We start from the raw sequence: 26,706 nt of genomic DNA, 5'->3' as shown, positions 1-26,706 counted from the left end.
AAATATTTTATTAGGAAAAATATGAATAATCAACTAAAAGTATCTATTGGTCAATACTCAATTAAAGGTATCAAAGATATCAACCAAGACTTTTATGATATTTATATTCCTAGTGAACCTCTACTTACAAGTAAAGGAATAGCAATCGCTATTGCAGATGGAATAAGTAGTAGTAAAGTAAGCCAAGAAGCTAGTAAATTATCTGTTATTTCTTTCTTACAAGATTATTACTCAACTTCTGAATCTTGGAGTGTTAAGAATTCTGCAAATAAAGTTTTAAAAGCCACAAATTCTTGGCTTTATTCTCAAAATAGGCAAAGTAAATATCACCTTGACAAAGACAAAGGATTTGTATGCACTTTTAGTGCTTTGATTATAAAATCAAATACGGCACATATTTTTCATGTGGGAGATACAAGAGTATATAAACTAAAAAATAATAATCTAGAACAACTTACAACTGATCATAGAACTTGGATTTCAAATGAAAAAAGTTATCTTAGTCGTGCTTTAGGTATTGATTCTCAACTTACCATTGATTATGAAACAACAGAAATTGAAAAAGATGATATTTTTTTACTTATGACAGATGGTGTTTATGAATTTATTGATGTGGAGTTTATTAATAAAAGTTTAAAAAATTGTGATGATTATAATGAAGTAGCAAAAGTTATTGTTCAAAAAGCCTTAAAAAATCACAGTGATGATAATTTAACTATTCAAATAATTAAAATAGATTCTTTAGCAAATAAAGACTCAAATGAGATTCATCAACAAATTTTAAACAAAGCAATACCTCCTATTTTAGAAGCAAGAAAAGAATTTGAAGGTTACTTCATTATACGAGAATTAAGTGCTACAAGTAGAAGTCATGTCTATTTAGCAAAAGATAATGATAACAATCAAATAGTTGTAATAAAAACTCCCTCAATAGACTTGCAAGATGACAAAGCTTATTTAGAGCGTTTTTTAATGGAAGAGTGGATTGCAAAAAGAGTTAATAATCCCTATGTTGCAAAGGCTTATAATTCAAATAGAAAACAAAATTATATTTATACTATTTTTGAATATATTGATGCTATTACCTTAAGCCAATGGATGATTGATAACCCAAAACCTAAAATTGAAGTTGTGAGAAATATCCTTGAACAAATAGCAAGAGGTCTTATGGCATTTCATAGATTAGAGATGATTCACCAAGATATAAGACCTGAAAATATTATGATAGATAAAACTGGTTCAATAAAAATCATAGATTTTGGCTCTACAAGAATTGAAGGTATTTTAGAAATAAATACTTTTATGCAGCAAGAAAAGTTACTTGGAACTGCTTTATATTCTGCACCTGAGTATTTCTTAGGAGAAGAAGGAAGCGTAAAATCTGATATTTTTTCTCTTGGTACAATAACATATCAGATGTTATCAAACAAACTTCCATATGGAGTTCAAGTTGCACGTGCAAATACAAAAAGTGCTCAAAACAAACTTAAATATACAACTTTATATCCAGAATTTCCACTGTGGATTGATGGAGCAATAAGAAAAGCTTTAAATATAAATCCAAATGAAAGATATTCTGAGTTAAGTGAGTTTTTATTTGATTTAAAACAACCAAATAAGAAGTTTTTGAATAAAAAACTTCCACCTTTAATAGAAAAAAGCCCAATAGTTTTTTGGCAAAGTATTAGTTTGATTTTATTTTTAATCATACTTTTATTAATAAATACTTTAATTAAAATTTAAGCTTTAAGATAAGTATTTTAAAGTCTAATAGTCTTATTTTGAGCTAATTTAATCTTAATTTAAGAAAATTGTATAAAATATATACAACTATAATGATAAAAAATATACAATTTTGGGAATAATTATACAATAAGATACAAGGGAATAATATGAAAGAGAAATTAGTAGTAATTGGAAACGGAATGAGTGGTTTAAGAACCATAGAAGATTTACTAGAATTAGAAAAAAACAAATATGATATTACAATTTATGGAGAAGAACCCTATGTAAACTATAATAGAATTATGCTTTCATATTTACTCAGTGGTGAAAAAAGTTTTGAAGATACAATTATCAATCATGAAACTTGGTATGAACAAAATAATATAATTCTTAATAAAGGCGATAAAGTAATATCTATAGATAAAAACTCTAAAACTATCACTAGCCAAAATGGAAAAATAGAATCTTATGACAAACTTCTTATAGCAACTGGTTCAAAACCTTTTATCCCTAATACTTTTGGAAGTAATTTAAAAAATGTTATTGCTTTTAGAACTAAAGAAGATAGTGATACTATTTTAAGATTAATAGATAAAGAAAAAACCGCTGTAGTTGTAGGAGGTGGTCTTCTTGGTCTTGAAGCTGCTTATGGAATAGCTATGCATGGTATTAAAACTATTTTAGTTCATAGAAATGCTTCAATTTTATCTCAACAATTAGACTCAACAGGAGGGAAACTTCTTCAACAAAATCTTGAAAAATATGGAATAGAATTCAAACTAAACACTACTGTTTCTGAAATCTATGGAGATGAAGTAGTTGAAAAGGTAAACTTCTCTGATGGTACTTTAGTTGACTCCAATATTGTTGTATTTGCAACAGGAATAGTTCCGAATACTTTCTTAGCAAAAAAGACTGAACTTGATTGCAATAAAGGAATTGTAGTAGATGATTTTTTAAAAACAAGTGATGATTCTATTTATGCAATTGGAGAGTGTGTTGAGCATAGTGGAAATACTTATGGACTAGTAGCACCTTTATATGAACAGGCAAAAGTTTTAGCAAAAGTTTTAGCAGATAAAAAAACAGATGCTTATGCTGGTTCTACTTTATCAACAAGACTAAAAATTTCTGGTGTTGATTTATTTAGTGCGGGAGATTATTTGGGAGATGAAACAACAGAAACTCTAATCTTACTTGATGAAAAAGTTGGGATTTATAAAAAACTTGTAATTTATAATAATAAAATCATTGGAATGGTTTTATATGGAGAAACTTCCGATGCTTCATGGTATTTAAAACTTTTAAAAGAAGAGACTGATATCTCTGATTTAAGAACAAAAATACTTTTTGGTAAATCAGCTCTTGGAGATAGTGGACATGGTGGGAATGATGTAAACTCTATGAGTGATGATGAAGAAGTCTGTGGATGTAATGGAGTTTGTAAAGGTGATATAGTATCTGCTATAAAAGAAAAAGATTTAAAATCATTAAGTGATGTAAAATCATGTACAAAAGCGGGAGCATCTTGTGGTTCTTGTATTGGTTTAGTTGAACAAATTTTAGTAAATACATTAGGTGATGAATATGATGCCGTTGAAGAAGGGATTTGTGCTTGTACAACATTGGGCCACAAAGAGATAAAAAGTGCTATTGATAATGGTGAATTTAAAACTGTTTATGATGTATTTAAAGCCCTTGATTGGAGAACGGATGATGGATGTGTTAAATGTAGACCAGCTATCAACTACTATTTACTTGTAAAATACAATGATGACAAATACAAAAATGACAAACGAAGTGCCTTAGTAAACGATAGAGTATTTGCAAATATTCAAAAAGATGGAACTTATTCTGTGGTACCTAGAATCTGGGGAGGATTAACTTCTCCTCAAGAGTTAAAAGATATAGCTGATATTGCTGTTAAATATGATGTACCAACAGTAAAATTCACAGGTGGTCAACGTCTAGATATGCTTGGAATCAAAAAAGAGCAGTTAGAGCCTATGTGGAAAGATTTAAATGACTGTGGCTTTGTATCTGGTCAAGCATATGCAAAGGGATTACGTACTGTTAAAACTTGTGTGGGTAATACTTGGTGTAGATTTGGTACACAAGACTCTATGGGCATGGGTGTAATAATTGAAAAACTAACTTGGGGTTCATGGACACCACATAAGTTTAAAATAGCAGTTTCAGGATGTCCTAGAAACTGTGCAGAAGCTACCATAAAAGATTTAGGTGTTATTGGTGTTGATTCTGGTTGGGAGATACATATTGCTGGAAATGGTGGTATAAAAGTTAGGGTAACTGACCTTTTATGTAAAGTAGAAACAGATGAAGAGTTACTTGAATATGTAAAAGCCTTTATGCAATTTTATAGAGAGGATGCTTATTATTTAGAAAGAACTGCCCATTGGGTTGAAAGGGTTGGATTACAATATGTAAAAGATGTAATGCTTGATAAACAAAAAGTTAATTTCTATGCAAAAAGATTTGAAGAGTCACAAAAACATGCACAAATTGACCCTTGGGCAAAAGCTATTGAAGAGGGATTTACAAAAGAGTTTTCTCCCATTGTATTAAATCCTGAAGAATCTCACAGTTTTGAAGCAAAGGAAATATAATATGAAAACATGGATACAAGCGCTAAAAATAGATGAAGTACCAATTATGGGTTCAAGAGTTTTATACTATAAAGAAGAAGAAATAGCAATTTTTAAAACAAAAAATGGTGAAATTCATGCCATTAATAACATATGTCCACATAAAAAAGGGAAATTGAGTGAGGGATTGGTTCATGAAAGTATGGTAACTTGTCCTTTACATAATTGGGATATCAATTTGAAAAATGGAGAGGTAAAAAGCGAAGATTGTAATTGTTCTACAATTTATGAGACCCAATTAAAGGATGATCTAATTTATATAAAAATATAAATATCCTTTTTTAATATTTAATTAATAAGAATCTATAAAAAGACAAAATAAAGTACTCCATATAAATGATAAAATAGATTTTAGATGATTTTTAAAAGTGGTACCAGAAAATACTTATTGAAATAAAAAAACACATAAATAGTTAAGAGTAATAAATGATATAAATAAAAGAGTTACAAAATTTTATGGAATAAGTAATTAGAAAATAAATGATTTATGCAATGAATTAATAATTTATTTTTCTTAAAGTATCTTAATTTTTAATAATAAAATCAATTGAACACATTATAATATTTACGCGATAAAAACAAGAAATTGAAAAATAAATAAGAACTAAACAATAATAAAAATAATCAATCCTAACATCTAACATATACAAGCATATAAAAGCTGCAATCGTAAGAAAACAAGTTATATAAGCAGTAATATATAAATTCTTACAAATTAAATTATATTTATAGATTTTATTATCTATTAATTGGTTATTGTTAAAACCATTATTTTTATCTATAATTTGAAGATTTTTTAAAAGAGTAAAATCCTTTATTACTTTTTCATTCTTATACTTCGCTATTATATGAATAAACACTACTAACAAAGATGTTATAGATATAGCAATTATCTCATCAAAAGTAAATTCAAACATGATAATCCTTTATGTAATTATTTTAAAATAAAAAAGGTTAAGTCCAATAGAACTTAACCTTTATAATATAGTTGAAATCAATACAACTTATTTCATAAATACAATTTTTTTGACTTTTCCATCTTCATCATATTTACCATTAGTTTTTAAGTATTTAATTACTTCAGTAGCATCATATACTAATACATCATGTGGTCTTTCACTAAATACTTTAATAGTCATAATACCATTATTATTTCTAGGAATTAATCCACATTTATTTGTTTGGAAAGTTAATACATCTCCCATTGTTATTTCACATTTTTTGAAATACTCTTCTGGAGTATTAATTAATACTCCATTTAAATTTGACATTGCAGCAGGAGATAAAATAGCAAAGTATTTTTTATCTTTTAACAGCGTTGTTTCTGCAGCAGCTTGAATTGTTGCAGCTAAAACATTATTATGTGATTTATGTCTAAATCCATATGCACTTAACTTTGAAATACCATCAATCAAATATATATCTTCTACATTCGAGTTTATTATAGTTTCACAAGCAATTTTATCAATATACTTATTTTTCATACAATATTCATTTGTATTTGGTATAGATATACCATTACTATGTGCACTACCACAACCTGTTAACATAAAAATAGCAAATATCGGTAATATTGCTATTAAACTTAATTTAAAACTTTTCATTCTTTTCCTTAAAATAAATTTGATATTTCTGTTGATGCTTTTGAACTTAAAATTGGAAGAGCTTCATTAAGCTTTAGATTCATCCTAACAGCTTCTATAAATACTCTTGTTAAATACTTATTGTAATTAGTATTATCTATTTTGGCATCTTTAATTTTATAATCTCTAATTTCCACATCAATTACAGCACGAAAGATATCATCTTCCATAGCAGAACCAATAATTCCTCCACCTAGAGCAGCAAGAGCGCCAACAATTAAAGAACTACTTCCACTTCCTCCACCAATAGCAGTTGAACCACCTGCTAATACTCCAGAAGAGACAGCACTCTTAATCGCATTTGCTTCCTTTAGATTATTTGCAAATAATACATTTACAAACAAACCATAAGAAGCATCTTTTGAGCTAGTAACTAAGGTATAGCCTTTAGCTTGTAATTTTGTTTTTAGATCATCATAAAGCTTTAGATTTTCTCCTCCACTTCCAGCTGTATTTGAAACTTGAACATATATATTTCTATTTTGTTTTTTACTTTTATCTAAAGTAATAGTTCTAGTTAATTTTGCTCTTGTTTGTAATTGTGTAGTTCCACAACCTGTAAGTATTATTGCACTTAACATAAAAAGTACAAAACTTTTATTTAATTTTTTCATTTATTATTCCAATGTATAAATTCAAGATTTAATTACTTTTTTGTATTTTTGGTATTTTTTGTTTTCTACCAATAAGAAAATATAGTAAAACACCTACAAGGGGCAATATAAAATAAATAATCAGCCAAATTAATTTATTGTTACCTGTAAATTCATTCTTTAATATATCAATTAGTGCATATATATAATAAACAAATATAATCAATGGTACAAAGAATGTCAATATGCTTGAAATAATATTTCCTACTTCCATCTTTTCTCCTAATTTAAATTATTTTTATTTTACAAAATTAAATATTAATAACAAATTATACATATATGTATTATTGGATATTTCACAATTCATATAAAATCTTTTAATAATTATACATATATGTAAAGGCTCTAATTGCTTAATTTTTCAGAAGATGAAATATTAGAATTTCAAGATTTAATCTCAAATAATATAAGACAACTAAGAATTGAAAGAAATATGACTCAACTTGATTTATCAATTGAGTTAGGTTTAAAAAACTCTAGTTATATATCTCATGTGGAAAATCCAAAGATTAAGACACATCATTATTCTATTGTTCATTTATACAAATTAAGTAAAATATTTGACATTGATATTGAAGAGTTTTTTAAACAAAAATAACGCTAAATCTTTAGATAGTTATCAAAACAACTTACGCAAAATATTTTGTACTTTTTTTACATCTTTATACTTATTTAAATAAAACAAACCTAAACCTAATACAATTTGAAACAAAGCAGTATAAATAACTTCACTAGTAGTAGAGAGTATAATTAAATAATCCCAGGAAAAATAAAAAGAAATACAACTATTAAATTTAACATATAAATAACCTGCATTTAAATTCAAATACTATATTGACATAAATATTTAGAATAGATAAAATACAAAAAAGGATACACATGGAAATGCTAGAATTTGTAAAATTATCAATCATAACTGTTATTACAATTTATACACTATACTTAACAATAAATTTAAAATCAAAGAGTAAAGAATCTTAATTTAAAATTTCAATACTCTTTAAAATCATCTACTAAAATCTGATTTACTTTATTATAAATTTCACTTGCAAATTCACTTTCAGTAGCATAAGTTGATGCAGCAAATATTTTTACATTTTCATTTCTAATTCCAAACTCATTTTCTAAAAAATCTAAAACTTTTTCTTGTTCTTTTTTCGAAAATTTATTTTCTAATTCAATTACAGTTTTTACATTTAACATATTATTTTCCTTTTAATTTTATACAACAAATGCCAAAGAATTTTTTGCTATTGTTTCAAGTAAAGATGGCTTTAAAAAATAAAAACTATTGTTAGATATAAAATTAACAATATCAATTAAAAACCAATCAACACAGACAACTCCAACTTGAAAAATAAATCTATAATGCACCTTTATATAAAATACAAATTTATAAAAAATACCTGATATAAAAATAGTTAAAAATACTGAAACTATTTTTATATCACATACATTAAAACTAATGCAATAAATAAAAAATACAACTGGAATAATTGGCTCAAGAAAAATATTTTTTATCAAAAACTTCTTACTGTTTTTATCTTCATTATTCATATTCAATCCTTTTCGTTTTTAAGTGAGAAAATATTATCATATATGATAAATAATGTCAAGTCATTTATGAATAATTTGACTTATTTTTGACAAATTCTTATTAAATATGATACAATTTATAAAATTTAATTAAAAAGAATACTTATGGAAGAAAAAGACTATACAAAAGAAGCCAAACTCCTTATCAAAAAATTAATGTTACAAGAAGATATAAATTTTATTGAGTTAACAAAAATTTTAAATGAAAAAGGATTTGATTATACGGAAGCTTCTGTGCGGCAGAAAATATCAAGGGGTCGATTTGATTTTGCTTTTGGTTTACAGATTATTGAAGTATTGGGATATAAATTAAATTTAGAAAAAGACAAATAAAAGTTATTAGTAGATTTGTTTTATTATTCAATGCTTATAAAACACTCATAAATGCTCTAAAAACAATTTTCTTTATTAAGTAAGGAAAATCATCAAAAATAATAAAACTTTTAGTATAAGATAGGTTTACGCTCTTTTAAATATATACTAAAAAAAACTATTACAAGAAAAACTATATATAAAGAAATTTTAACATTTTGATTTTTTAATTAAAACTGTATTTTTGCACTACTATACTATGAAATAGAGCCATGTGTTTATACATAATGCTATTTTTATCTCACATTACAAGCCATGCATTTATACATGGTATTTAAATTTCATTACTTGTATACTATGAAATAGAGCCATGTATTTATACATGGAAAACTAACCGAATCATGTATTTATACATAATTCAAAAAATAAAAATAAATCATCATTTTTTAAAGAAATTTGATTATTCCTCTATAAGAGCCATGCATTTCTACATGGTATTTAAATTTCATTACTTGTATACTATGAAATAGAGCCATGTGTTTCTACATGAAAAACTGAGCGAATCATGTATTTATACATAATTTTCAGTATAAAGGCGAATCATCAATTTTGAGAGAATTTTTTCATCTTATTTCAAATATATGATTAGAATTGGCTAAAGAAAGTTTAAATGCTGAAAAATATTAAGAAGAAAATATATTAAAATAATTGATACATAATTTGTAAAAATTATTAGTGAGTGAAAATATTATTTCACTCACTAAAAGATATTTTTTATTAATAAAAATATCTTTAAATAGTTAAAACAAATCTCTGATTTCTACAACTTTATGATTTTCAAACCACTTATCAATTTCAATTTGATCATACCTAATAAACTTTCCAATTTTTGAAAAAGGGATAAGCTTTTTCATTCTCATTTTTGCTTGAGTACTTTGCTTAATTTGATATTTTAATTCAAAGTTTTTTGGACTCATCCATCTATTATTTTGAGTTTCATTATTTGTCATTATTTTCCCTCTATTATATTAAATATTTTGATTAGTTGAAAATTAATTATTGTAATTTTTTATCTGATTGGAGTATGTAAAAAATATTTTTTTTTGATATTTTTACATTCATTTGGTTAGTTTCTCATGGTAGAGATTTATCTTTAATTTTAAATAAAAATATTTTTATTTGTTATCACAAAGATAACAGTTTTTTCTTTTTAGATATTAAAAAATAATATCTTATATTTAATAATATTAGTATACTAATAATGTTTAATTTAACTCGAAGAGTTTCATATCTCTTTCATTTTTTAGAATGATATTTAATTAAGTTATTATAAAAAAATAACAACTATTTTTGATTTTACTATTATAAATTTATATAGTACTGTTTAATTCAATTTAATGGATTTTATACCTCCAAACAATTTGTCTAGAGATATTTTTTATCAAGTTATTATTAATTGATTTAATGATAACTTGTATTATTTTCAACTGATAATATGGTATATTGATTTTCCTGACTATTAACTTAAAATTGGTAGATAAGTACTATTTTTATAACATTAATCACCAAAACAATTTATAAAAGTGTTACCCAAAGTGTTACCCTAGTAAACCTTAAAGAATAAAAAATAAGAAGTTTTATAATAAAGATACCTATTTATAGTAAATGTAAGTTGGCGACCCCATCAAGATTCGAACTTGAGTTTACAGGAGGAAATCCTGTCGTCCTTGGCCACTAGACGACGGGGTCGAAGAGTGGAATTATAGTTTAGATTGTTTTTATTTATGCTTAAAAGTAAGGGAAAATTTAAGAAAAAGAGGCTAAATATGTCTTTTTTTAGTTTATATATCTGTTACGCTTGTAGATGTATCAATATATACTATTGCATTGTCTTTTGTCCATACTTCAAATGTAGCATCACCATCTTTCATTTGATTAGTTGATTTTGCCCAACCTTTTGTATATTCTAGCACCTCTTTAGTTTCATCTATTGGTGCATTTATATCTATCTCATCGCTTTTATTCGCAGCATTATTTGATAGCTCATTATCCATAGGAACTTTCACTTCTAGCTCTTGTTCATCAAGAGATACATCGTCATTTTCTGTTTTTGTATCCTCATTATTAGACTGCTCTAATATTATTTCATCTTCAACACTTCCTTCTATGCCAGTTAAAGTCAAAGCCTTAGTAGTAGGAAGAGATTCCATTTGAACATCATCTAAAAAATCATCTTCTATATAATCAAGTTCATCCTCGTATTCAATATTTTCTTCATCAATAGAGTTAATTTCTTCACTTTCATCTTCTTCAATAATATTTTCTAAACTTTCTACAATAGCTAATTCTTCACTTACTGTTCTCATATCATATTGGGAAATATCATCTTCAATTTTAGCATCATATAGTGTGTTTTCATTTTCAAGGGACTGCATTGTATCTGTATTGATTTCATCGTCTACTATGCCTGTCATCACAAAGTCAACTGTTTCTTGTGTATCTAAAGAATCTAGCTTTTCAGTCCAATAGTGATTACTATCTATTTGTGCTATCTCATTTCCTGCTATATCATTTTCTATTGCTTTAAAAAACTCTTTATTACTCACAGGTGTTCCTGCAAAGTTTGAGATACCGGCACTCCAAGTTCCATCTTCTAATATAGTTGTTGTAGCAACTTTAATTCCATCTTCATCAAATATTGACACACTATTTTTACTTTCCAATCCTTTGCCACTTATATTTATATAAGAGTACTCTTCATTTGCATCTGATATATTTGTTATTTCAAGTTTTTTAATATCTGATTCTGAGGTATTTACAGTGATTGTTTGAATCTCTGTTCCTGAATTACCTGCTTTATCAGTGGCTGTTATTTTAAGATTTTGTGTCCCATTTGAAAGTTCACTTGTCCTTATTGAATAATTTCCATCCTCATCTGCTATTGTACTTCCTAGAATGTTTTCATCATCATCTGTGATGGTTACAGTTGCCCCACTTTCAGTTATACCTCTTATTGTAGGTCTATTATCACTTGTTATATTAGTATTTAATGCATTAGTGTCACTTCCATCAATAAGAGCAGGAGAAACAGCTTTATGAGCTTTTTCTGATTCTTCTATCAGGGTTAAAAGTTTATCCACTAAATCTATTTCTTCAAAATTACCTTTTTCATCTAAAAAAGATATGGCAGAGGTATCTAATTTATCCATAAGTCCATGTGTATCTGTTGGGTTATTTTGATTGATAAAAGTAACTATATCTTTCACTACTACACTATTTCCATCTGGAAAGTTTATTTTTAAAGAATCATCAATAATTTCTAAGCCTAATAACTCAGGTCGCTCAGATACAAGTACATAGTCACCTTTTTTTATATCTATGACATCGAATAAACTAACTTCATATATTGCACTTTCACCATTTGGACTTTTAACTGTAATATTTGTAGCCACATAAAATCCTTTAGATAGTTTTTGTAGGGGAAATTTTAGAGAATATGATATATTTTTTATTTAGAGTAGTTTTAAATTCATCGGATTTATTTTTTAATATAGCATAGCTTTGTTCTAGTTCTTGAATATCTTTCCACTTTGTATCAATAAAGATAATATTTTTAGAATCATAAGCGATAATATCGATATTGGTGTCTTTATTATTCCACCAACTTCCAAGATTATTTGGAATAAAACCTAAGTATTTATATGGATCATTTTTAATTAGACTTAAAATATGCATTTTATAACTGCTTTGCACAAGTCGTTTTGTAAAGTCTTCTTTTATATGATTAACCACACTACTAGTATCACCCTTTTGAAGAGTTGAATAATTAGGATATATATAACAAAACCAAAATCTCATAAAATTGTCTTCAATCTCATATCTTCCAAACTTGCTCTTTTTTATATCTTCATTTATAGGTACATATTTTTTGATAATCATTATGTCAATTAGTTTTTGCAAATATCGTGTGAGATAAGTTGATTTTAGGTTTAAAAAGTCTGCTATTGCTCCAATTTTACTGTTTCCTAAAGCTATTGCATAGAGTATTGAAGAGTATGTTGAGATTTCATTTAAATCTTTTTTCAAAAAATCCATACCATCATTGAAAAAAACTCCATCATAACTTAAAAAATTCTCTTTTATATTTAAAAGAAAATCTTTCTTAGGATTATATAGTTTTAGATAATCAGGATTTGTACCATAAGCACTAAAAATATGCATAATATCACCAGCTTGAACCTCAGGAATTAACTCTTTAATACTAGAGTATGGCAATTTATTTAGTTTTATTATATTTGAAGATTTTTTGTAAATATATTCATCATCTTTATTACTAGAACAAATAGATGATAAAATAACAACTTGGATATTTAAAGAACTTAGCTCTTTATTCCAAGCCTTATAAAAAAGACTTAAGGCATCTTTTTCCACTTTGATTAGGTTTTGAAAGTCATCTAATACTAAAATCAATTTTTCTTCAAAGGTCTCTTTTGCTATTACTTTTAAAAAAGATTCAAAAGTATCAAAAGTATCCACTTTTTTATTTAAATAGTTTTCGATATTTTTATGAATAGTTTGAAAAGTAATTAAATTCATCATCTCTAAAAAAGAGACATAAAAGCTATTTTTACCACTTATATAAGAGTTTACAAATGATGTTTTACCTATCTTTCTTCTTCCAAAAATAAAATTAAATGATGAATTAGGGATAGAGAAATCTTTTTGTAATATTTCAAGTTCATTTTCTCTATGTAAAAACATGAGTAGCCTTTTATGAATAATATTTATTTTATGGACTTATGACTTAATATAGTCTTAGATTACCTTAATTTCTTAACTTTAAATTTATTTATCTTATATAATTTAGAAGGAATATCTTCAAAAAAACCATTTTTTTGTATCACAACTACATCTGAGACATCTTTAGCATACTCTTCATCAAAGTTTTTTTTAGTCTCATTTGCTGAAGAAGAATAAAGAACATTGAATTTTTTTATAAAATCATAAAAACTAGAATCTTTACTTATAACTCTAAATGACTCATTATTGGGATATATAAAGGTGCTATTCTTAGAATTTCTTATTCTTTTTTTGTGATTGTTTGGGATTCTTGTGAAGTTTTGCAAAGTCTTAAAAGAGTCTACAGTTCTTAGTATTTTTTGTGTTTTGGGTCTTTTTTTTATAACTGCTAGCTTTTCATTATCATTTGATGAAAAGCCAACAGTTGTATCTGTTTGTACCAAATAAACAGAGTTTGGATTCATATTATCTGCTTAGAAATTCTTGAATTGATTTTGGAGACAATCCATCTTTTTTTCTAATTTCTTTCATAGCTTCAAGACAAGCAAAAGCTGCTGCTGCTGTTGTCACATATGTTACATTCATTTTTAGAACTGATCTTCTGATATTTTTACCATCATCTTTTGATGACTCTTTTCCATCACTTGTGTTGATAGCAAGGGCAATTTCACCATTTGTAATAGAATCAATAATATTTGGTCTACCCTCAGAAATTTTAAGAACTTTTTCACACTCAATTCCAGCATCTGCAATTGCCTTATGTGTTCCACCAGTAGCAACTACTGTAAAACCTTCATCTATAAGTCCTTTTGCGATTTTGGGTGCAAATTCCTTATCTAAATCACATAATGAAATAAATACTTTACCTTCTGTTGGAATATCATTTTTAGCAGCACTTTGTGCTTTTGCATATGATTCACCAAAACTATCAGATATACCCATAACTTCACCAGTTGATTTCATCTCAGGAGTTAATATCATATCAGAACCACTAAGCTTATTAAATGGGAAAACTGCTTCTTTGATAGCCACATGGTTTCTTAATATTGGTTTTAATACACCATTATCTTCCCATACAAGTTCAGTATTATATGTATCAAGAGCATTTCTTAAACTCTCCCCCCACATAACTCTAGTAGCCACTTTTGCCAAAGGCATACCCGTTGCTTTACTTACAAAAGGAACTGTTCTTGAAGCTCTTGGATTAACTTCGATAAGATAAATTTGCCCTTTATGAATGGCATATTGCGTATTCATAAGACCAACAACACCAAGACCTAGTGCCATATTTTTTGTTTTTGTTTCAAGTTCTTTGATTAACTCATCACTTATAGAAACAGGAGGTAAAGAACAAGCCGAGTCACCTGAGTGAACACCTGCTTCTTCAATATGTTGCATAATTCCACCAATATATACTTCTTTTCCATCACAAATACAATCAACATCAAGTTCAATCGCTCTATCAAGGAATTTGTCAATAAGTACTGGGGCATCATTTGATACAGAGACTGCTTCATCCATATATTGTCTTAACTCATTTGTAGAATACACGATTTTCATCCCTCTTCCACCAAGTACAAATGAAGGTCTTACAAGAACTGGATAACCAATTCTTTCAGCTATTTCAATAGCTTCTTCTACTTCTACTGCGGTTCCATTTTCTGGTTGTAAAAGTCCTGCATCTTCAACAAATTTTGAGAATTTTTTTCTATCTTCTGCTAAGTCAATAACTTCAGCAGTAGTACCTATGATTTTAGCTCCTGCTGCTGTTAGTGCATTTGCTAGTTTAAGTGGAGTTTGTCCACCAAAGTGAACGATTACACCATCTGGGTTTTCTTTTTCAACTACACTTCTTACATGTTCAAAATCAATTGGCTCGAAGTATAAGATATCTGAAGTATCATAATCAGTTGATACAGTTTCAGGATTACAGTTATACATGATAGTTTTGATACCCATTTCTTTTAGGGCAAAACTTGCATGAACACAACAATAATCGAACTCAATACCTTGTCCGATTCTATTTGGTCCACCACCTATAATCATAACTTTTTTCTCATCTGTTATTTTATTTACTTGAGGAACTTTAGTTACATTTGTAGTAGAGTAAAGATATGGTGTAAGGGCTTTAAATTCAGCAGCACAAGTATCAACTTCATTGTATTCAAAGTCTACATTTAAACTCTTTCTTGCTTGATAAACTTCTTCTTCTGTTTTACCAATAACCATAGAAATCATCTTGTCAGAAAATCCATTTGATTTGATTATTCTCATCTTAACTTCGTCAGTTAAGATTGAAGCATCCATTGATTTTTCCATATCAACGATTTGTCTAAATTTAGTCAAGAACCATGGGTCTATTTTAGATAATTCAAAAATCTCTTCATTTGTAAGTCCTTCTCTCATACCTTGCATCAAGTATAAAAGTCTATCACAATTTGGTCTTCTAATTTCAGCTTTGATTTTTTCCATTTCAGCTTTGATTGGATCAAAACCACAAAGTCCAGTTTCTAAAGAACAAAGTGCTTTTTGGATTGATTCGTTAAATGTTCTACCCATAGCCATAACTTCACCAACAGATTTCATAGAAGTTGTAAGTGTAGAGTCTGCTTTAGGGAATTTTTCAAAAGTAAATCTAGGGATTTTTGTAACTACATAATCAATAACTGGCTCAAATGATGCAGTTGTACCTGTAATATCATTTTCAATCTCATCAAGAGTAAATCCAACAGCAAGAAGCGTTGCAACTTTTGCGATAGGATAACCAGTAGCTTTAGAAGCAAGTGCAGAAGAACGAGAAACTCGAGGATTCATCTCAATAACTATCATTCTTCCTGTTTTTGGACAAATTGAGAACTGTACATTTGAACCACCTGTATCAACACCAATCTCTCTTAAAATAGCAAATGAAGCATTTCTCATATCTTGGTACTCTTTATCTGTAAGAGTAAGCGCAGGAGCGATAGTAACACTATCTCCTGTATGAACACCCATTGGGTCTAAGTTTTCTATAGAACATACGATGATACAGTTATCTTTTCTATCTCTGATAACTTCCATTTCGTATTCTTTCCAACCAAGCATTGATTCCATAATCTCAATTTCATTGATTGGACTTGCTTCTATTCCTATTTCCGCTAGTTTTTTGAACTCTTCCATATTGTAAGCAACACCAGAACCACCACCTGCAAGGGTAAAAGATGCTCTAGAAATCACTGGGAAACCAATCTCTTTTGCTACTCTCATAGCTTCTTCAACGCTATATGCATTTGCACTTTTTGGTAAGTCCATACCGATTTTTATCATAGCTTCATTGAAAAGGTGTCTATCTTCACCTTTTTTAATAGCATCTGGATGAGCACCTAAAAAAGCAACACCATCAAGCATACCTTTGTCATACATTGTTGTAGCAACATTAAGTGCTGTCTGTCCACCCATAGTTGGTAAGATTGCGTCAATATTCTCTTTTTTTATAATTTTTGCAATCATATCTTCTGTAATTGGCTCGATATAAGTTCTATCTGCAAATTCAGGATCTGTCATAATAGTTGCTGGATTTGAGTTGATTAATACAACTCTGTAACCTAACTCTTTTAATGTCTTTGTAGCTTGTGTTCCTGAATAATCAAATTCGCATGCTTGCCCAATAATAATAGGACCAGAACCGATTAATAATATAGATTTAATATCTTCTCTTTTTGGCATTTATAAGTTCCCCATATATGTAGTAAAATTTGGAAATAATATCTAAAAAGTGCTTAAAAAATGGTTATTTGGAAAATTATTTTGAAGATTTTTGTATTTAAATATAGAGCTAGTTTAGCTCTATATTTTACTTAGTAGGAAGTTTGAAATTTTTGTAATTAATAATACCTTCTTCATCAAATGAAAGATAATATAAAACATCTTTTTTAACTGGAAGTCCTGTTAAATATCTAATGGCTAAATTTGCTTGAAGAGAACCCACATGCATAACAATAGGACAAGCGATACCGTTTGGTTTTCTATCATTTACTTGAAATACTGCTTCATAAGAGGCTTTTTCGAAAAAACAAACTTGCCCATGAAACTCCTCAACACTTCCATAAATCCAAGCTTGATTATTATTTATGCAGTATTCATTGATATCAGCACGAGTAGGAAGGTTATCAGTTCCATCAATGATAAGGTCAAACTCTAAACCTCTTTTTGCAAACTCTTGAAAAGTCTCTTTATAAGTTGTTACTTTCGTATAAGGACATCTAGCTTCAATAAGCTCTTTTAAAACCTCACACTTATATTTTCCATCGTCACCAACTCTAAAGCCGATTTGTCTATGGATATTATGAACTCCCACAGTATCAAAATCCACTAAAGTAAATTCCCCTATTCCAGAAGCTCCAAGTGCGATACCAAGTGTACAACCAAGCCCACCACTTCCTATAATAGCTACTTTCTTACCTTGAAGCGAGTCTTGAGTCTCTTGCCCCCAAAGCTTTATCTGTCTGTTAAAATATTCATTAAATTCTTCTTGCATATCAATTCCTTACTGTATAAGTATAGTTTATTTTTATTATTTTGTTTTGTAATCATAGCAAATTTAGTTTAAATTAGTTTGACTAGAGTCAATTATTTTATGTTTAAAATCTTCTCTCTTGAAAATCTAAGATTTCCGCTTCTTCACTTTTTGGTGGCAAAAAGTAAAACAAAAAGCCACCAACGGCTGCGAAGCCAAAGGTTCCCTCACTTATTATTTTTATCTTTTCTGCTTGCTAAAACTCGCTTATTAAAACTTCCATTTAGGAACTTTTAAACACTCTGACAATTAGCAATCTTGTTTAGAAAAGAGAAAAATAAACGCTCGGCTTCTGTAGATGTTGGGATTTTAAATAAATTATCTTTTAGCTGATACTTTGATGCCATATTTTTCTCTTAAAATTTTCACTTCAGCAATAACTTTTTTTGAGGGCTCTTTATACTCTTCAATACTTTGAGTTGTTTTTATAACTTTTTTTAAATTTTCTTTATCCAAAATTCTTTTAGTCATTAATACTCCTTTAAAACTATATTATATCAAAAAAACTAATTATACTCAGGTTTTGGTTGGGCTACTAATAAGTCATTTTTACTATTTATATACTCACTTTCTTTAATACTTACTTGTCCATTCATAAGCATAGGAAAAAGCCAATTTCTTAGTTTTGATAATTCTTGGTTTTGTTGTTGATTTAAATATATTTGTAAACATTTCTATAAATGTTCATATTTCTTTTTCTTATTTTATATCTCTAAATTTCCCAACCACTCTTTTTGTTTACTAAAATCTCCCATTTGAGTTTTAACAATCTTCCAAAATCTATCACTATGATTATGTTCAATTAAATGAGCTAACTCATGCACTATCACATAATCTACTACATATAATGGGGCTTTTATAAGATGATAATTTAAGATAATATTTCCATCAGGCGTACAACTTCCCCATCGCTTACTCATAGATAATATTTTTATCTCTTTTGGCTTTAAACCCATTTGTTTAGCAAAATTTTTAACTCTTGGTATTAGTTTCTCTTTTGCTTTTTGTTTATACCACTTTTCAAAAAGAGTTTCCCCTTTTTCTTGATCTTTTCTATTTAGGATAAATTTATTTTGCTTAAATAAAAGCCCTTTATGCTCAATCTTTCTCACATCAAGTCGAAACTTTTTACCAAGGTATAAAAATGACTCACCAGATACATACTCTTTTTCAAAAGTTGTTTTTTTATCTATTAACTCTTTTCTATTTTTATATATCCAAAACTTCTTTTTTTGTACTAATTTCTCAATCGTCTCATTTTCTACATCAAAAGGAGCCAATACTTCAAGCTCTCCACTTGGAGCCATTTTTAAAGCTATAGTTTTACGGGTTTCACTTCTTTGAATATTATAGTTTAGTTCCATTTTTATTTGGCTCCGCTATGTTCATAATTTGAAGTATCAAAGTTTTGTATTTTTTGGCAATAGCTTCAATCCCTACATAATCCGCACCTAAAAGTGTATCTTGTATCTCCATTCTAAGCCTTGCTTTAGCAGGATTACTACTCCATAAAAACTCTGTCTCTTCTGCTTCTATGATAGCTGTTATATCTTTTGTTAATCTAATTGATAAAGAGATTTCATCCTCACTTAAATCTTCAATTTTTCCAAAAATTTCTTGACTAAACAGATTAAAATAAGGTTTATACTCTTTTTTTAGACCGTGAAAAGTCTCTTCTTCTTTTTGCTTTAATTTCTCTCTTAACGCTTCAAGTTGTTTATATATCTCATCCCAATTCTCTTTAAACTGTTCAAGTATCTTTTTTAACATCTCTAAAAAATTACTATAGAGTGTAGGGTCATACTCCATATTTAAATTAATATGTTTCATAAGTGCATTTTCTATCTCTGCGGCTTTTGCTTTAGAGCTTTTTCGTGCATCTTTTTTCTTTACAAACTCATCACTAAAAACCTCTATAGGAGCTACTTTTTGCTTAATACCTTTAGATAACAAATATTCATCTACTATATCTTGAAGTTTTTTAGAATCTATAATATAAGAGCTATCAAGCTCATGCCCTAAAGCTTCAATTTGTAAAGCTTTAAGCTTTTTAAACTCTTCTATAAAATCAACCGCTTTTTCAGATGGATAAAGCTCATCAAGGTATTGGCTATATTCTTTAAAAAGCATTAAAAATTCGTAACGTATCTCATCTTCATAAAATAATGCATACCAATCATCATAACTATCTATCGGTATACCTTCATTTTCTATAAACTCATTGATTTTTATTGAACACTCTTTAAGTTCACTTTCTAACTTATCAACATCCCAAAGACCAGTATCAAGACTATCTTCTTGCTCTTTTTCATTGTAGTATTCAACTGCACGCTTAAGTAGATCACCAATACCGATATAATCCACCACAAATCCGACACTTTTACCCTCATCATAAACACGGTTTACCCTTGCTATTGCTTGAAGTAGATTATGTGCTTTTAGTACCCTATCTATATACATCACTTGTTCAATCTTCGCATCAAATCCGGTTAAAAGCATATTGTTAACAATAAGTATTCCAATCTCCCCACTGACACCGTCTTTGGTTTCGCCATACTTCATAATAAAACTATCAGTAATACTCTCTTTATCTCTTTTACCATACTCTTTTACTTCATCATCATTGGCAATTCCTGAAATAACAATATCTGCTTTTACGCTACTTCCTCGCTCTTTTAAAAGTGTATCGATAACTTTTTTATAAGTCACCGCCGCTTTTTGTGATGGGGCTACGATTTGAGCTTTGTATCCATTTGGATAGACATGGCTAAAATAGTGTTCAAGCATATCTTTTGCTTTTGTTGTGATAGTCTTTACACTCTCCAAATATGCTTTTCGTATTTGAATATCTACACCAATTCCTTTAAGTTCATCGCTCTCATCATCTACCACTTCAAGCTCGTCATAGATATTGACTATTGCACCCTCTTTTAGTTCCGTGTCGTGTGCTCGTCCCTCATATACGATTTTAAGTGTTGCTCCATCTTCAATGGACTCTTTCATAGTATATTTATCTATATAATCTTTAAAGAGTTTATGACTTTTTTCTATCGGTGTTCCAGTGTATCCTATCATCACCGCATTGGGTGCTGCTTTTTTAATGTTAGAACCAAGTGAGCTGTAGATACTTCTATGTGCTTCATCTACCATGATAAGAATTTTGTCACTCTTATTTAAAACAGGAAAAGCACTAGAACTTAACTCCCTTTGTTGAAACTTCTGCACCATTGCCATAACTACATCGGAAGATTCACTTTTTATCATCTCTTTGAGTTCAGCTATAGTTGATGCACTATTGATATTGATACCAATCTTACCTGCTGTTCCTTTTAGTTGCGTCTCTAAATCAGTTCTATCATTGATAAGAAGTATCTTCCACTCATCAAATTTGCCAGTTGCATACATAGCACGGATAAGAAACATCATCGTAAGAGATTTACCACTCCCTTGCGTATGCCAGATAAGCCCACCTTTTTCATCTTGGTCTTCTCCATTTTCAAGTCTATATATCGCTTTTTTAACTGCACGGAATTGTTGATGACGACATACTACTTTCTCTACACCGCTCTCTGTAGAACTAAAAACAGTAAAGCTTTGGAAAATTTCAAGTAAATTTCCGGGCTTTAACATCCCATAGATAAGTCTGTTTTGGTCATTCACTACGCCTGCATCTGTTCTTGGTAGCTCATCTAAACTCATAGGGTAAGGATTACTCCATCTCCAAAAATGTTTTAGGTTTGTAGCAGTTATGGTTCCAAATTTTGCTTGGTTATTATCGGTTATGACTAAAAAGTGGTTAAAAAAGAAAAGCTCTCGATTCCCTTTTTTTGCTCCTGCTTTGAGTTGTGCATAATTTTGTAGGTCACTAAAAGCCTCTTGCAGTGCATCTTTTCGCCCTTTTGGTTTTTTAGCTTCTACCACAACCAAAGGCAAGCCGTTTACAAAAAGGACAACATCAGGGTAAAACATAGAGGTTTTTTTATCATCCACCTCTATACCTTTTACTTTTACACCAAACTCACTTACGGCTATAAAGCTATTATTTTCTTTATTATCAAAGTCAATATATCTAACAGTCGGGCTTTTATCTTTTGTTTTTCTATTTTCATCTACACTTGTACCGTTTAGAAGAAGGTCAAAGATTTTTGTATTTTGAGAGATAAGAGCAGCTGAAGAGAAGTTAAGGACTCTATTTATACATTCATTGATCTGGTCATCATCTAAAAAGGGATTGATTTTTTGTAAAGACTCGTAGAGTTTCTCTTTCATCACCACATCTTTAAAACTCTCTCGGTAGCTTTGCTGTGGTGTTTGATGGAGCCTATTTAGTCTTATCGCTTCCCAATCAATAGCTTCAAGGCTTTTTAAAAATGGTTCGTGTACAAATGTTTCTTCTCTCATATCTCTTCTCCTAATAGATGATTGACCCTTTTAGTACCACTTAAAAGGTCTTGCATAAGTGCGGTTTTTAGTGATTTTAATTTTTTTAGTTTTGATTTGGCTTTTTCTATCTTTTCATCTTGAGATGAAAGGATTTTGGCGATTTTTTGTTGTTCTGTTTTTGATTTTGGATATTTTATTTTACATTGAGATAAAGAACCTAGATATATACCACCTTGTGCCGAAGCATTAACTTTATCAATTAATTGTCTATAAAAATCATTATCTAGCGCAGAATAATATGCAAAATCTGAATCTAAATCTTTGAATCTTACAATTGCAACACTTCTTTGTAAAGTAAATTTCTGCTTAGTCTTTACTTGTGCAATTCCTCCAATAGTTCCAACAATTGTAAGCAATATATCATTTTCCAAAATAGTATAATTTTTATGTATTTGTTTATAATCATTTTCAGAAATTAGTCTAGGGTTATTATTTAAATTAATTTTTCCTTCACCAATGTCTTTTGCACTTAATAATGGAACCCCATCATTAACATCTTTATGAGTGCCATGCGTTCCATCTTTAATCAATATAGTTATATCCCTTAAATAATCTTCTTCCCACTCCATAGGTATATCCCCAAGTGGTGAAGGTTTATACTGATGTGTTTTTGGATTTCGTATTTTGCCTTTTTCATCTATCCCATGAGTAAGTAAATCTTGCATAAGGGCTGTTTTGATTTTTTGATTTTTTTCATAATAAGCCTCCGCTTTATCGATGGCACTATCAACTTCACTTAAAATCTCGGCAATTTTTTCTTGCTCTTTTATTGGAGGTAAAAATATCTCCATATCAGAAATCATGTTTAATCGAACAGAATCAACAGAATTTTTTGCTGAATATCTTTCCACCTCAGACAAAAAATTTTCAGAAAAATATCTATAAAAATATTGAGCATTTATTTTTTTATCGAATCCATAAATTGCATATACTCTTTGATGAAAAGCAAATTTTCCCTTATAATAATGATATACTTTCCCTACACCAACACCATCACCTGCAGTTAAGACAGCTTCTCCATCAAAAGAATAAGAGTCTAATCTTTCAATTACATTAGAACGAACAAAAAAGGGATATTTACCATCTTCTATTTTATCTTGTGTATCTTTATCACCTGTAGAAATCTTTAACAATTTACCAACAGTTGACAATTCCCAATCTTTTGGTATATTAATTGATTTACTCACCAATATACCCCAAATCTTTTAGGTACTTATCTATCTTAGTTTCACTCTTTCTTAAACTATCCTCAATATCTTCCAAACTCTTTGCATATTTAGTATCTAAGTTTTCAAATATCCTATAAAGGGTTTTTAACTCCTCTTTAAGTCCACTGTTTAGTTCATTTGATATTAGGTTATGATGTTTTTGGAGCGTTAACTCTTTGGCTTCCTCTTTAGTGATAACAGCTACCTCTTTTAAAAGTGTGTAAAGCTTCTCTTTTGACTCTTCTAGTTTAGTTTTGTCTTTTTCAAGTTTAGTTAGCTCTTTTTTGCTCAAGTCTTTTTTTACTAGCTCTTTTTCTACGGCTTGAAGTGACTCTATAACATCATCTAGCTCTTCAAGCTCTCCGTATCGTTTTATCTCTACTTTGATTTTTAGTTCATACTCTAAAGTTTTCTTCTTGGCTTTTAACTCTTTGATACTTTTTTCTAAACTCTCAATAGTTTTGAGCTGTTTTTTATAAGCTTCTCTCTCACTTACATACGGCTCTTTTTCTTCAAATTCCAAAGATTTAATCGTATCTTTTAAGTAGGCTTTTGCACTTGCAGGCTTTTTATCCTCTTTGTTACCATCTTTATCTTCATTGGTCTCATAATCTACCTCTTCAACCACTTCACCTAAAGCACTCTCATTTTGAGACAACTCTATCTCTGTTTCTTCAATTGCATTTTTTTCCTCTTTGAAAAATGCTTCTATAAGTATCTCATCACTAAGCAGACTCTGCCCAAATCCTGATGCACTAATAGTCTTTAAATCATACTTGATACTATTCCACCACTCTACAAACACACCCGCTACCTGAAACTTATCTAGTACATTCAAATGCTCAAAGTGGTTTTTAAATGACTTGATAAGTGTCGTTTTTGTTTGATTTATGTTATGGGTATGTTCAAGTTGACTAAACTCTTCCTTGGTTTCATCCCACCACTGTATTAAGTGAGATTTATAAACTTCTAAAGAGCTTGTCACATTAGTGTTTGATTCTATCTGCTCTTTGATATTTTCACTACTTATAAACTCTAAATACTCATCATCTAAAGCTTTTAAAATATCTGAAAAATCAAAATCAAATTTATCAAATTGATTTTGATGTATACCCACTTCTCTTTTTGGTATGCTGCCTTTTAGGTGCGCTTTTACATCTTCTGTCTCTGTCGGAACTGAGTTATCCACATATCTTCGTATATTTAGATTGTATTCATTGTCTCGTATAGTTTTTAGACTTATAAGTTTTGAATACTTCTCATCACTAACATCTTTTGTGTGGTACACATAAGAGATTTTTTCTATATCACTGGCTCTTAAACGATTTCTTGCTTTCTCCTCTGCATACTCTGCATCGGCATTGATAAAAAGTACCTTTTCATCTTCTTTTCTATTTTTCTTTATGACTATTATCGCCGCAGGTATCCCCGTACCGTAAAAAAGTGCAGGAGGAAGCCCAATGACGGCATCGATCAGATTGCCTTCAAGCATAGACTCTCTGATATCTTTCTCTTTTGAACCACGAAAAAGCACCCCATGAGGTACAACACTAGCCATAAGACCATTTTTTTTAAGTGAACTTGCCATGTGTTCTACAAACATCAGGTCAGCTTTTTTCGTCTCAGGTGCATATCCCCATCTGTATCGTGAGGTTTGAGTAAGATTCTCTTTTTTATAATCCATACTAAAAGGTGGATTTGCCAAAATTTTGTCAAATTTTTTGTATTTTCCACCTGCATCTTTAAAAAGCGGTTCTTCTAAAGTATTACCATGCTCTATTTCAAAATCTTTCACATCATGCAAAATCATATTCATAATACAAGTCGCCCAAACCCCGCCGTCGTTCTCTTGACCATTAAGAGATATTTTATTGGTATTTTGGCCATTTTCATCTACATATTGGTGTGATTGTATCAACATACCGCCACTTCCAACCGTAGGATCGTAAATACTCTCTCCCTCTTTTGGCTCAACTATTTGAACCATAAGTCTTACTACTTCATTTGGTGTATAAAACTCTCCACCTTTTTTCCCAGCACTATCAGCAAAATATTTTATAAGGTACTCATACGCCGCACCCAAAAGGTCTGGGAACTCAAAGTTCTCACCGCTAAGTGAGCCAAAATCTTCAAGTTTGTTAAGCAGACTTTTCCAATCGTTATCTTTTACCCTCTCGCTGTTTTTCCCACGACTTGCATTAAAATCAATATTATTTTTAAGCACTCCACTAAGTCGATCATTGCTCTCTTCAATATCTGCGATTGCTTTATTGAGCCTTTCACCGATATTTGATTTGAGGTGCTTTATAGGTGGTTGTTGATTGCCATTATTATCCATATACCCCTCGTGCCATCTTGCTTTTTGGGGTACAAAAAAAGTATCTCCATAAGAGATTGGGTCTTCTAACAATTCATCTTGGAACTCTTGAGAGAGATGTTTGTATTTCTTTTTTACCTCTTTTTGTGCTTTGCTAAACTCATCTGAGAGACGCTTAATAAATATAAGCCCAATTATGTAGTATTTATACTCATTTGCATCCATCTTTGAACGCAAATCATCAGCAAGTTTGAAAAGGAAAGTTTCAAGTTTTTGTAGTGTTATTTTTTGTTTCATTAATATCCAAACATTATTTTTAAAATAAGATAGGTATTTTACTAAAACATAGTAGTGATTCTAATAAAAAAAATGCATTTTATAAATAAAAAAGAAAATGTCCTTATCCCATTTTCCCAACATTTGCAAAAGCCGAACGTTTATTTTTCTCTTTTCTAAACAAGATTGGTAACTGTCAGAGTGTTTAAAATTTCCTAAATGGAAGTTTTAATAAACGAGTTTTACCAAGCAGAAAAGATAAAAATAATAAGAGAGGGAACCCAAAGGGCTTTGAAACCATTGGTGGCTTTCTTGTTTCTTCTTTGCCACCAAAGAAGAAAAAGGCGAAAATCTCAGATTTTCAAGAACAATAACAAAATTTAAGAACTCAAAGACAGATAAAGAAGAGTAAAAGCAGAAATATTTATTTCTTGTTAGAGTTTGAAAAAGAAGACTTTTAAATCAAAAAATCTTTCAATATCCCATTTTCCAACCTCTACAGAAGCCGAGCG

General features: G+C 29.2%; 22 protein-coding genes and 1 tRNA gene. 5 read left to right on the top strand and 18 right to left on the bottom strand.

Annotated elements, in window-relative coordinates; genetic code table 11:
• The first annotated feature begins 21 nt into the window (after positions 1-21).
• The 3 genes from LXN10_RS13800 (at position 22) to nirD (ending at position 4,662) form a co-directional block, all read left to right on the top strand.
• Positions 22-1,743: a protein kinase domain-containing protein gene (locus LXN10_RS13800; RefSeq protein WP_375723562.1), complete on the top strand. Its 1,722-nt coding sequence runs from the start codon at positions 22-24 to the stop codon at positions 1,741-1,743.
• Between the two features lie 149 nt (positions 1,744-1,892).
• Positions 1,893-4,352 (top strand): nitrite reductase large subunit NirB, encoded by a 2,460-nt coding sequence (gene nirB, locus LXN10_RS13795; protein ID WP_375723561.1) that lies wholly within the window; start codon positions 1,893-1,895, stop codon positions 4,350-4,352.
• A gap of 1 nt (position 4,353) precedes the next feature.
• A complete protein-coding gene (gene nirD / locus LXN10_RS13790; protein ID WP_375723560.1) occupies positions 4,354-4,662 on the top strand; it encodes a nitrite reductase small subunit NirD in 309 nt (102 codons plus the stop codon).
• Between the two features lie 253 nt (positions 4,663-4,915).
• Here nirD and LXN10_RS13785 read toward each other — a convergent pair whose 3' ends face one another.
• The 4 genes from LXN10_RS13785 to LXN10_RS13770 all read right to left on the bottom strand — a co-directional run bounded on the left by LXN10_RS13785 (position 4,916) and on the right by LXN10_RS13770 (position 6,901).
• Positions 4,916-5,308, bottom strand: coding sequence for a hypothetical protein (locus tag LXN10_RS13785; protein ID WP_375723559.1), 393 nt, complete (start codon positions 5,306-5,308; stop codon positions 4,916-4,918).
• A gap of 87 nt (positions 5,309-5,395) precedes the next feature.
• Positions 5,396-5,995 carry a hypothetical protein gene (locus tag LXN10_RS13780; protein WP_375723558.1) on the bottom strand — a complete coding sequence of 200 codons (600 nt, stop codon included), beginning with the start codon at positions 5,993-5,995 and terminating at the stop codon, positions 5,396-5,398.
• A gap of 8 nt (positions 5,996-6,003) precedes the next feature.
• Positions 6,004-6,648 (bottom strand): complement resistance protein TraT, encoded by a 645-nt coding sequence (traT, locus tag LXN10_RS13775; protein ID WP_375723557.1) that lies wholly within the window; start codon positions 6,646-6,648, stop codon positions 6,004-6,006.
• A 28-nt stretch (positions 6,649-6,676) separates the two neighbouring features.
• Positions 6,677-6,901 carry a PLDc N-terminal domain-containing protein gene (locus tag LXN10_RS13770; RefSeq protein ID WP_375723556.1) on the bottom strand — a complete coding sequence of 75 codons (225 nt, stop codon included), beginning with the start codon at positions 6,899-6,901 and terminating at the stop codon, positions 6,677-6,679.
• A 135-nt stretch (positions 6,902-7,036) separates the two neighbouring features.
• Between LXN10_RS13770 and LXN10_RS13765 the strand changes: the two genes are divergently transcribed.
• Complete coding sequence (locus tag LXN10_RS13765; protein ID WP_375723555.1) at positions 7,037-7,285, top strand: helix-turn-helix transcriptional regulator; 249 nt, start codon at positions 7,037-7,039, stop codon at positions 7,283-7,285.
• A 392-nt stretch (positions 7,286-7,677) separates the two neighbouring features.
• On the opposite strand, the gene LXN10_RS13760 is transcribed toward LXN10_RS13765, so the two are convergent.
• Together LXN10_RS13760 and LXN10_RS13755 are read right to left on the bottom strand one after the other, a co-directional pair.
• On the bottom strand, positions 7,678-7,890 hold the full coding sequence (locus tag LXN10_RS13760) for a hypothetical protein (protein WP_375723554.1): 213 nt from the start codon (positions 7,888-7,890) through the stop codon (positions 7,678-7,680).
• Positions 7,891-7,908: 18 nt separating this feature from the next.
• The gene (locus LXN10_RS13755) at positions 7,909-8,244 is read right to left on the bottom strand and encodes a hypothetical protein (RefSeq protein WP_375723553.1); all 336 of its coding nucleotides are present in this window, start codon (positions 8,242-8,244) and stop codon (positions 7,909-7,911) included.
• 144 nt (positions 8,245-8,388) lie between these two features.
• On the opposite strand from LXN10_RS13755, the gene LXN10_RS13750 reads away from it, so the two are divergent.
• Entirely contained in the window at positions 8,389-8,616 is a 228-nt protein-coding gene (locus LXN10_RS13750) for a DUF6471 domain-containing protein (RefSeq protein WP_375723552.1), read from the top strand.
• A gap of 779 nt (positions 8,617-9,395) precedes the next feature.
• Here the strand turns inward: LXN10_RS13750 and LXN10_RS13745 are convergent.
• From LXN10_RS13745 to LXN10_RS13690, 12 genes are all read right to left on the bottom strand, one after another.
• Positions 9,396-9,605 (bottom strand): helix-turn-helix domain-containing protein, encoded by a 210-nt coding sequence (locus LXN10_RS13745; RefSeq protein WP_129102115.1) that lies wholly within the window; start codon positions 9,603-9,605, stop codon positions 9,396-9,398.
• 663 nt (positions 9,606-10,268) lie between these two features.
• Positions 10,269-10,344: transfer RNA gene (locus LXN10_RS13740), tRNA-Glu, on the bottom strand.
• Positions 10,345-10,436: 92 nt separating this feature from the next.
• A complete protein-coding gene (locus tag LXN10_RS13735) occupies positions 10,437-12,047 on the bottom strand; it encodes an Ig-like domain-containing protein (protein WP_375723551.1) in 1,611 nt (536 codons plus the stop codon).
• Between the two features lie 10 nt (positions 12,048-12,057).
• A complete protein-coding gene (locus LXN10_RS13730) occupies positions 12,058-13,356 on the bottom strand; it encodes an ATP-binding protein (RefSeq protein WP_375723550.1) in 1,299 nt (432 codons plus the stop codon).
• 59 nt (positions 13,357-13,415) lie between these two features.
• Entirely contained in the window at positions 13,416-13,859 is a 444-nt protein-coding gene (locus LXN10_RS13725; RefSeq protein ID WP_375723549.1) for a Sua5 YciO YrdC YwlC family protein, read from the bottom strand.
• A gap of 1 nt (position 13,860) precedes the next feature.
• Positions 13,861-17,100: a carbamoyl-phosphate synthase large subunit gene (carB, locus tag LXN10_RS13720; RefSeq protein WP_375723548.1), complete on the bottom strand. Its 3,240-nt coding sequence runs from the start codon at positions 17,098-17,100 to the stop codon at positions 13,861-13,863.
• A 127-nt stretch (positions 17,101-17,227) separates the two neighbouring features.
• On the bottom strand, positions 17,228-17,911 hold the full coding sequence (locus LXN10_RS13715; RefSeq protein ID WP_375723547.1) for a HesA/MoeB/ThiF family protein: 684 nt from the start codon (positions 17,909-17,911) through the stop codon (positions 17,228-17,230).
• A gap of 357 nt (positions 17,912-18,268) precedes the next feature.
• Positions 18,269-18,421, bottom strand: coding sequence for a hypothetical protein (locus LXN10_RS13710; RefSeq protein WP_375723546.1), 153 nt, complete (start codon positions 18,419-18,421; stop codon positions 18,269-18,271).
• Positions 18,422-18,654: 233 nt separating this feature from the next.
• Positions 18,655-19,314 carry a M48 family metallopeptidase gene (locus tag LXN10_RS13705; RefSeq protein WP_375723545.1) on the bottom strand — a complete coding sequence of 220 codons (660 nt, stop codon included), beginning with the start codon at positions 19,312-19,314 and terminating at the stop codon, positions 18,655-18,657.
• Entirely contained in the window at positions 19,298-22,351 is a 3,054-nt protein-coding gene (locus tag LXN10_RS13700; RefSeq protein WP_375723544.1) for a type I restriction endonuclease subunit R, read from the bottom strand. The genes LXN10_RS13705 and LXN10_RS13700 overlap by 17 nt, the downstream gene beginning before the upstream one ends.
• Complete coding sequence (locus LXN10_RS13695) at positions 22,348-23,580, bottom strand: restriction endonuclease subunit S (protein WP_375723543.1); 1,233 nt, start codon at positions 23,578-23,580, stop codon at positions 22,348-22,350. Before LXN10_RS13695 ends, LXN10_RS13700 begins: the two co-directional genes overlap by 4 nt.
• Positions 23,573-26,215, bottom strand: coding sequence for a type I restriction-modification system subunit M (locus tag LXN10_RS13690; protein WP_375723542.1), 2,643 nt, complete (start codon positions 26,213-26,215; stop codon positions 23,573-23,575). The genes LXN10_RS13695 and LXN10_RS13690 overlap by 8 nt, the downstream gene beginning before the upstream one ends.
• Positions 26,216-26,706: the final 491 nt, after the last annotated feature.

It is taken from the genome of Arcobacter iocasae, from assembly GCF_042214795.1.
GTDB classification, from domain to species: Bacteria; Campylobacterota; Campylobacteria; order Campylobacterales; family Arcobacteraceae; genus Arcobacter; species Arcobacter iocasae.
The sequence above is the reverse complement of the archived record's forward strand: the minus strand, read 5'-3'. Positions and strand labels throughout refer to the sequence as shown.

What these genes read in the sequence shown, in the direction of transcription:
- traT (WP_375723557.1), bottom strand. Translation starts at nt 6,648, where the DNA reads ATGAAAAAATTAAATAAAAGTTTTGTACTTTTTATGTTAAGTGCAATA.
- LXN10_RS13755 (WP_375723553.1), bottom strand. Translation starts at nt 8,244, where the DNA reads ATGAATAATGAAGATAAAAACAGTAAGAAGTTTTTGATAAAAAATATT.
- LXN10_RS13750 (WP_375723552.1), top strand. Translation starts at nt 8,389, where the DNA reads ATGGAAGAAAAAGACTATACAAAAGAAGCCAAACTCCTTATCAAAAAA.
- LXN10_RS13760 (WP_375723554.1), bottom strand. Translation starts at nt 7,890, where the DNA reads ATGTTAAATGTAAAAACTGTAATTGAATTAGAAAATAAATTTTCGAAA.
- carB (WP_375723548.1), bottom strand. Translation starts at nt 17,100, where the DNA reads ATGCCAAAAAGAGAAGATATTAAATCTATATTATTAATCGGTTCTGGT.
- LXN10_RS13730 (WP_375723550.1), bottom strand. Translation starts at nt 13,356, where the DNA reads ATGTTTTTACATAGAGAAAATGAACTTGAAATATTACAAAAAGATTTC.
- LXN10_RS13745 (WP_129102115.1), bottom strand. Translation starts at nt 9,605, where the DNA reads ATGACAAATAATGAAACTCAAAATAATAGATGGATGAGTCCAAAAAAC.
- nirD (WP_375723560.1), top strand. Translation starts at nt 4,354, where the DNA reads ATGAAAACATGGATACAAGCGCTAAAAATAGATGAAGTACCAATTATG.
- LXN10_RS13690 (WP_375723542.1), bottom strand. Translation starts at nt 26,215, where the DNA reads ATGAAACAAAAAATAACACTACAAAAACTTGAAACTTTCCTTTTCAAA.
- LXN10_RS13705 (WP_375723545.1), bottom strand. Translation starts at nt 19,314, where the DNA reads ATGGAACTAAACTATAATATTCAAAGAAGTGAAACCCGTAAAACTATA.
- LXN10_RS13770 (WP_375723556.1), bottom strand. Translation starts at nt 6,901, where the DNA reads ATGGAAGTAGGAAATATTATTTCAAGCATATTGACATTCTTTGTACCA.
- LXN10_RS13700 (WP_375723544.1), bottom strand. Translation starts at nt 22,351, where the DNA reads ATGAGAGAAGAAACATTTGTACACGAACCATTTTTAAAAAGCCTTGAA.
- LXN10_RS13785 (WP_375723559.1), bottom strand. Translation starts at nt 5,308, where the DNA reads ATGTTTGAATTTACTTTTGATGAGATAATTGCTATATCTATAACATCT.
- LXN10_RS13780 (WP_375723558.1), bottom strand. Translation starts at nt 5,995, where the DNA reads ATGAAAAGTTTTAAATTAAGTTTAATAGCAATATTACCGATATTTGCT.
- LXN10_RS13725 (WP_375723549.1), bottom strand. Translation starts at nt 13,859, where the DNA reads ATGAATCCAAACTCTGTTTATTTGGTACAAACAGATACAACTGTTGGC.
- nirB (WP_375723561.1), top strand. Translation starts at nt 1,893, where the DNA reads ATGAAAGAGAAATTAGTAGTAATTGGAAACGGAATGAGTGGTTTAAGA.
- LXN10_RS13715 (WP_375723547.1), bottom strand. Translation starts at nt 17,911, where the DNA reads ATGCAAGAAGAATTTAATGAATATTTTAACAGACAGATAAAGCTTTGG.
- LXN10_RS13800 (WP_375723562.1), top strand. Translation starts at nt 22, where the DNA reads ATGAATAATCAACTAAAAGTATCTATTGGTCAATACTCAATTAAAGGT.
- LXN10_RS13710 (WP_375723546.1), bottom strand. Translation starts at nt 18,421, where the DNA reads ATGACTAAAAGAATTTTGGATAAAGAAAATTTAAAAAAAGTTATAAAA.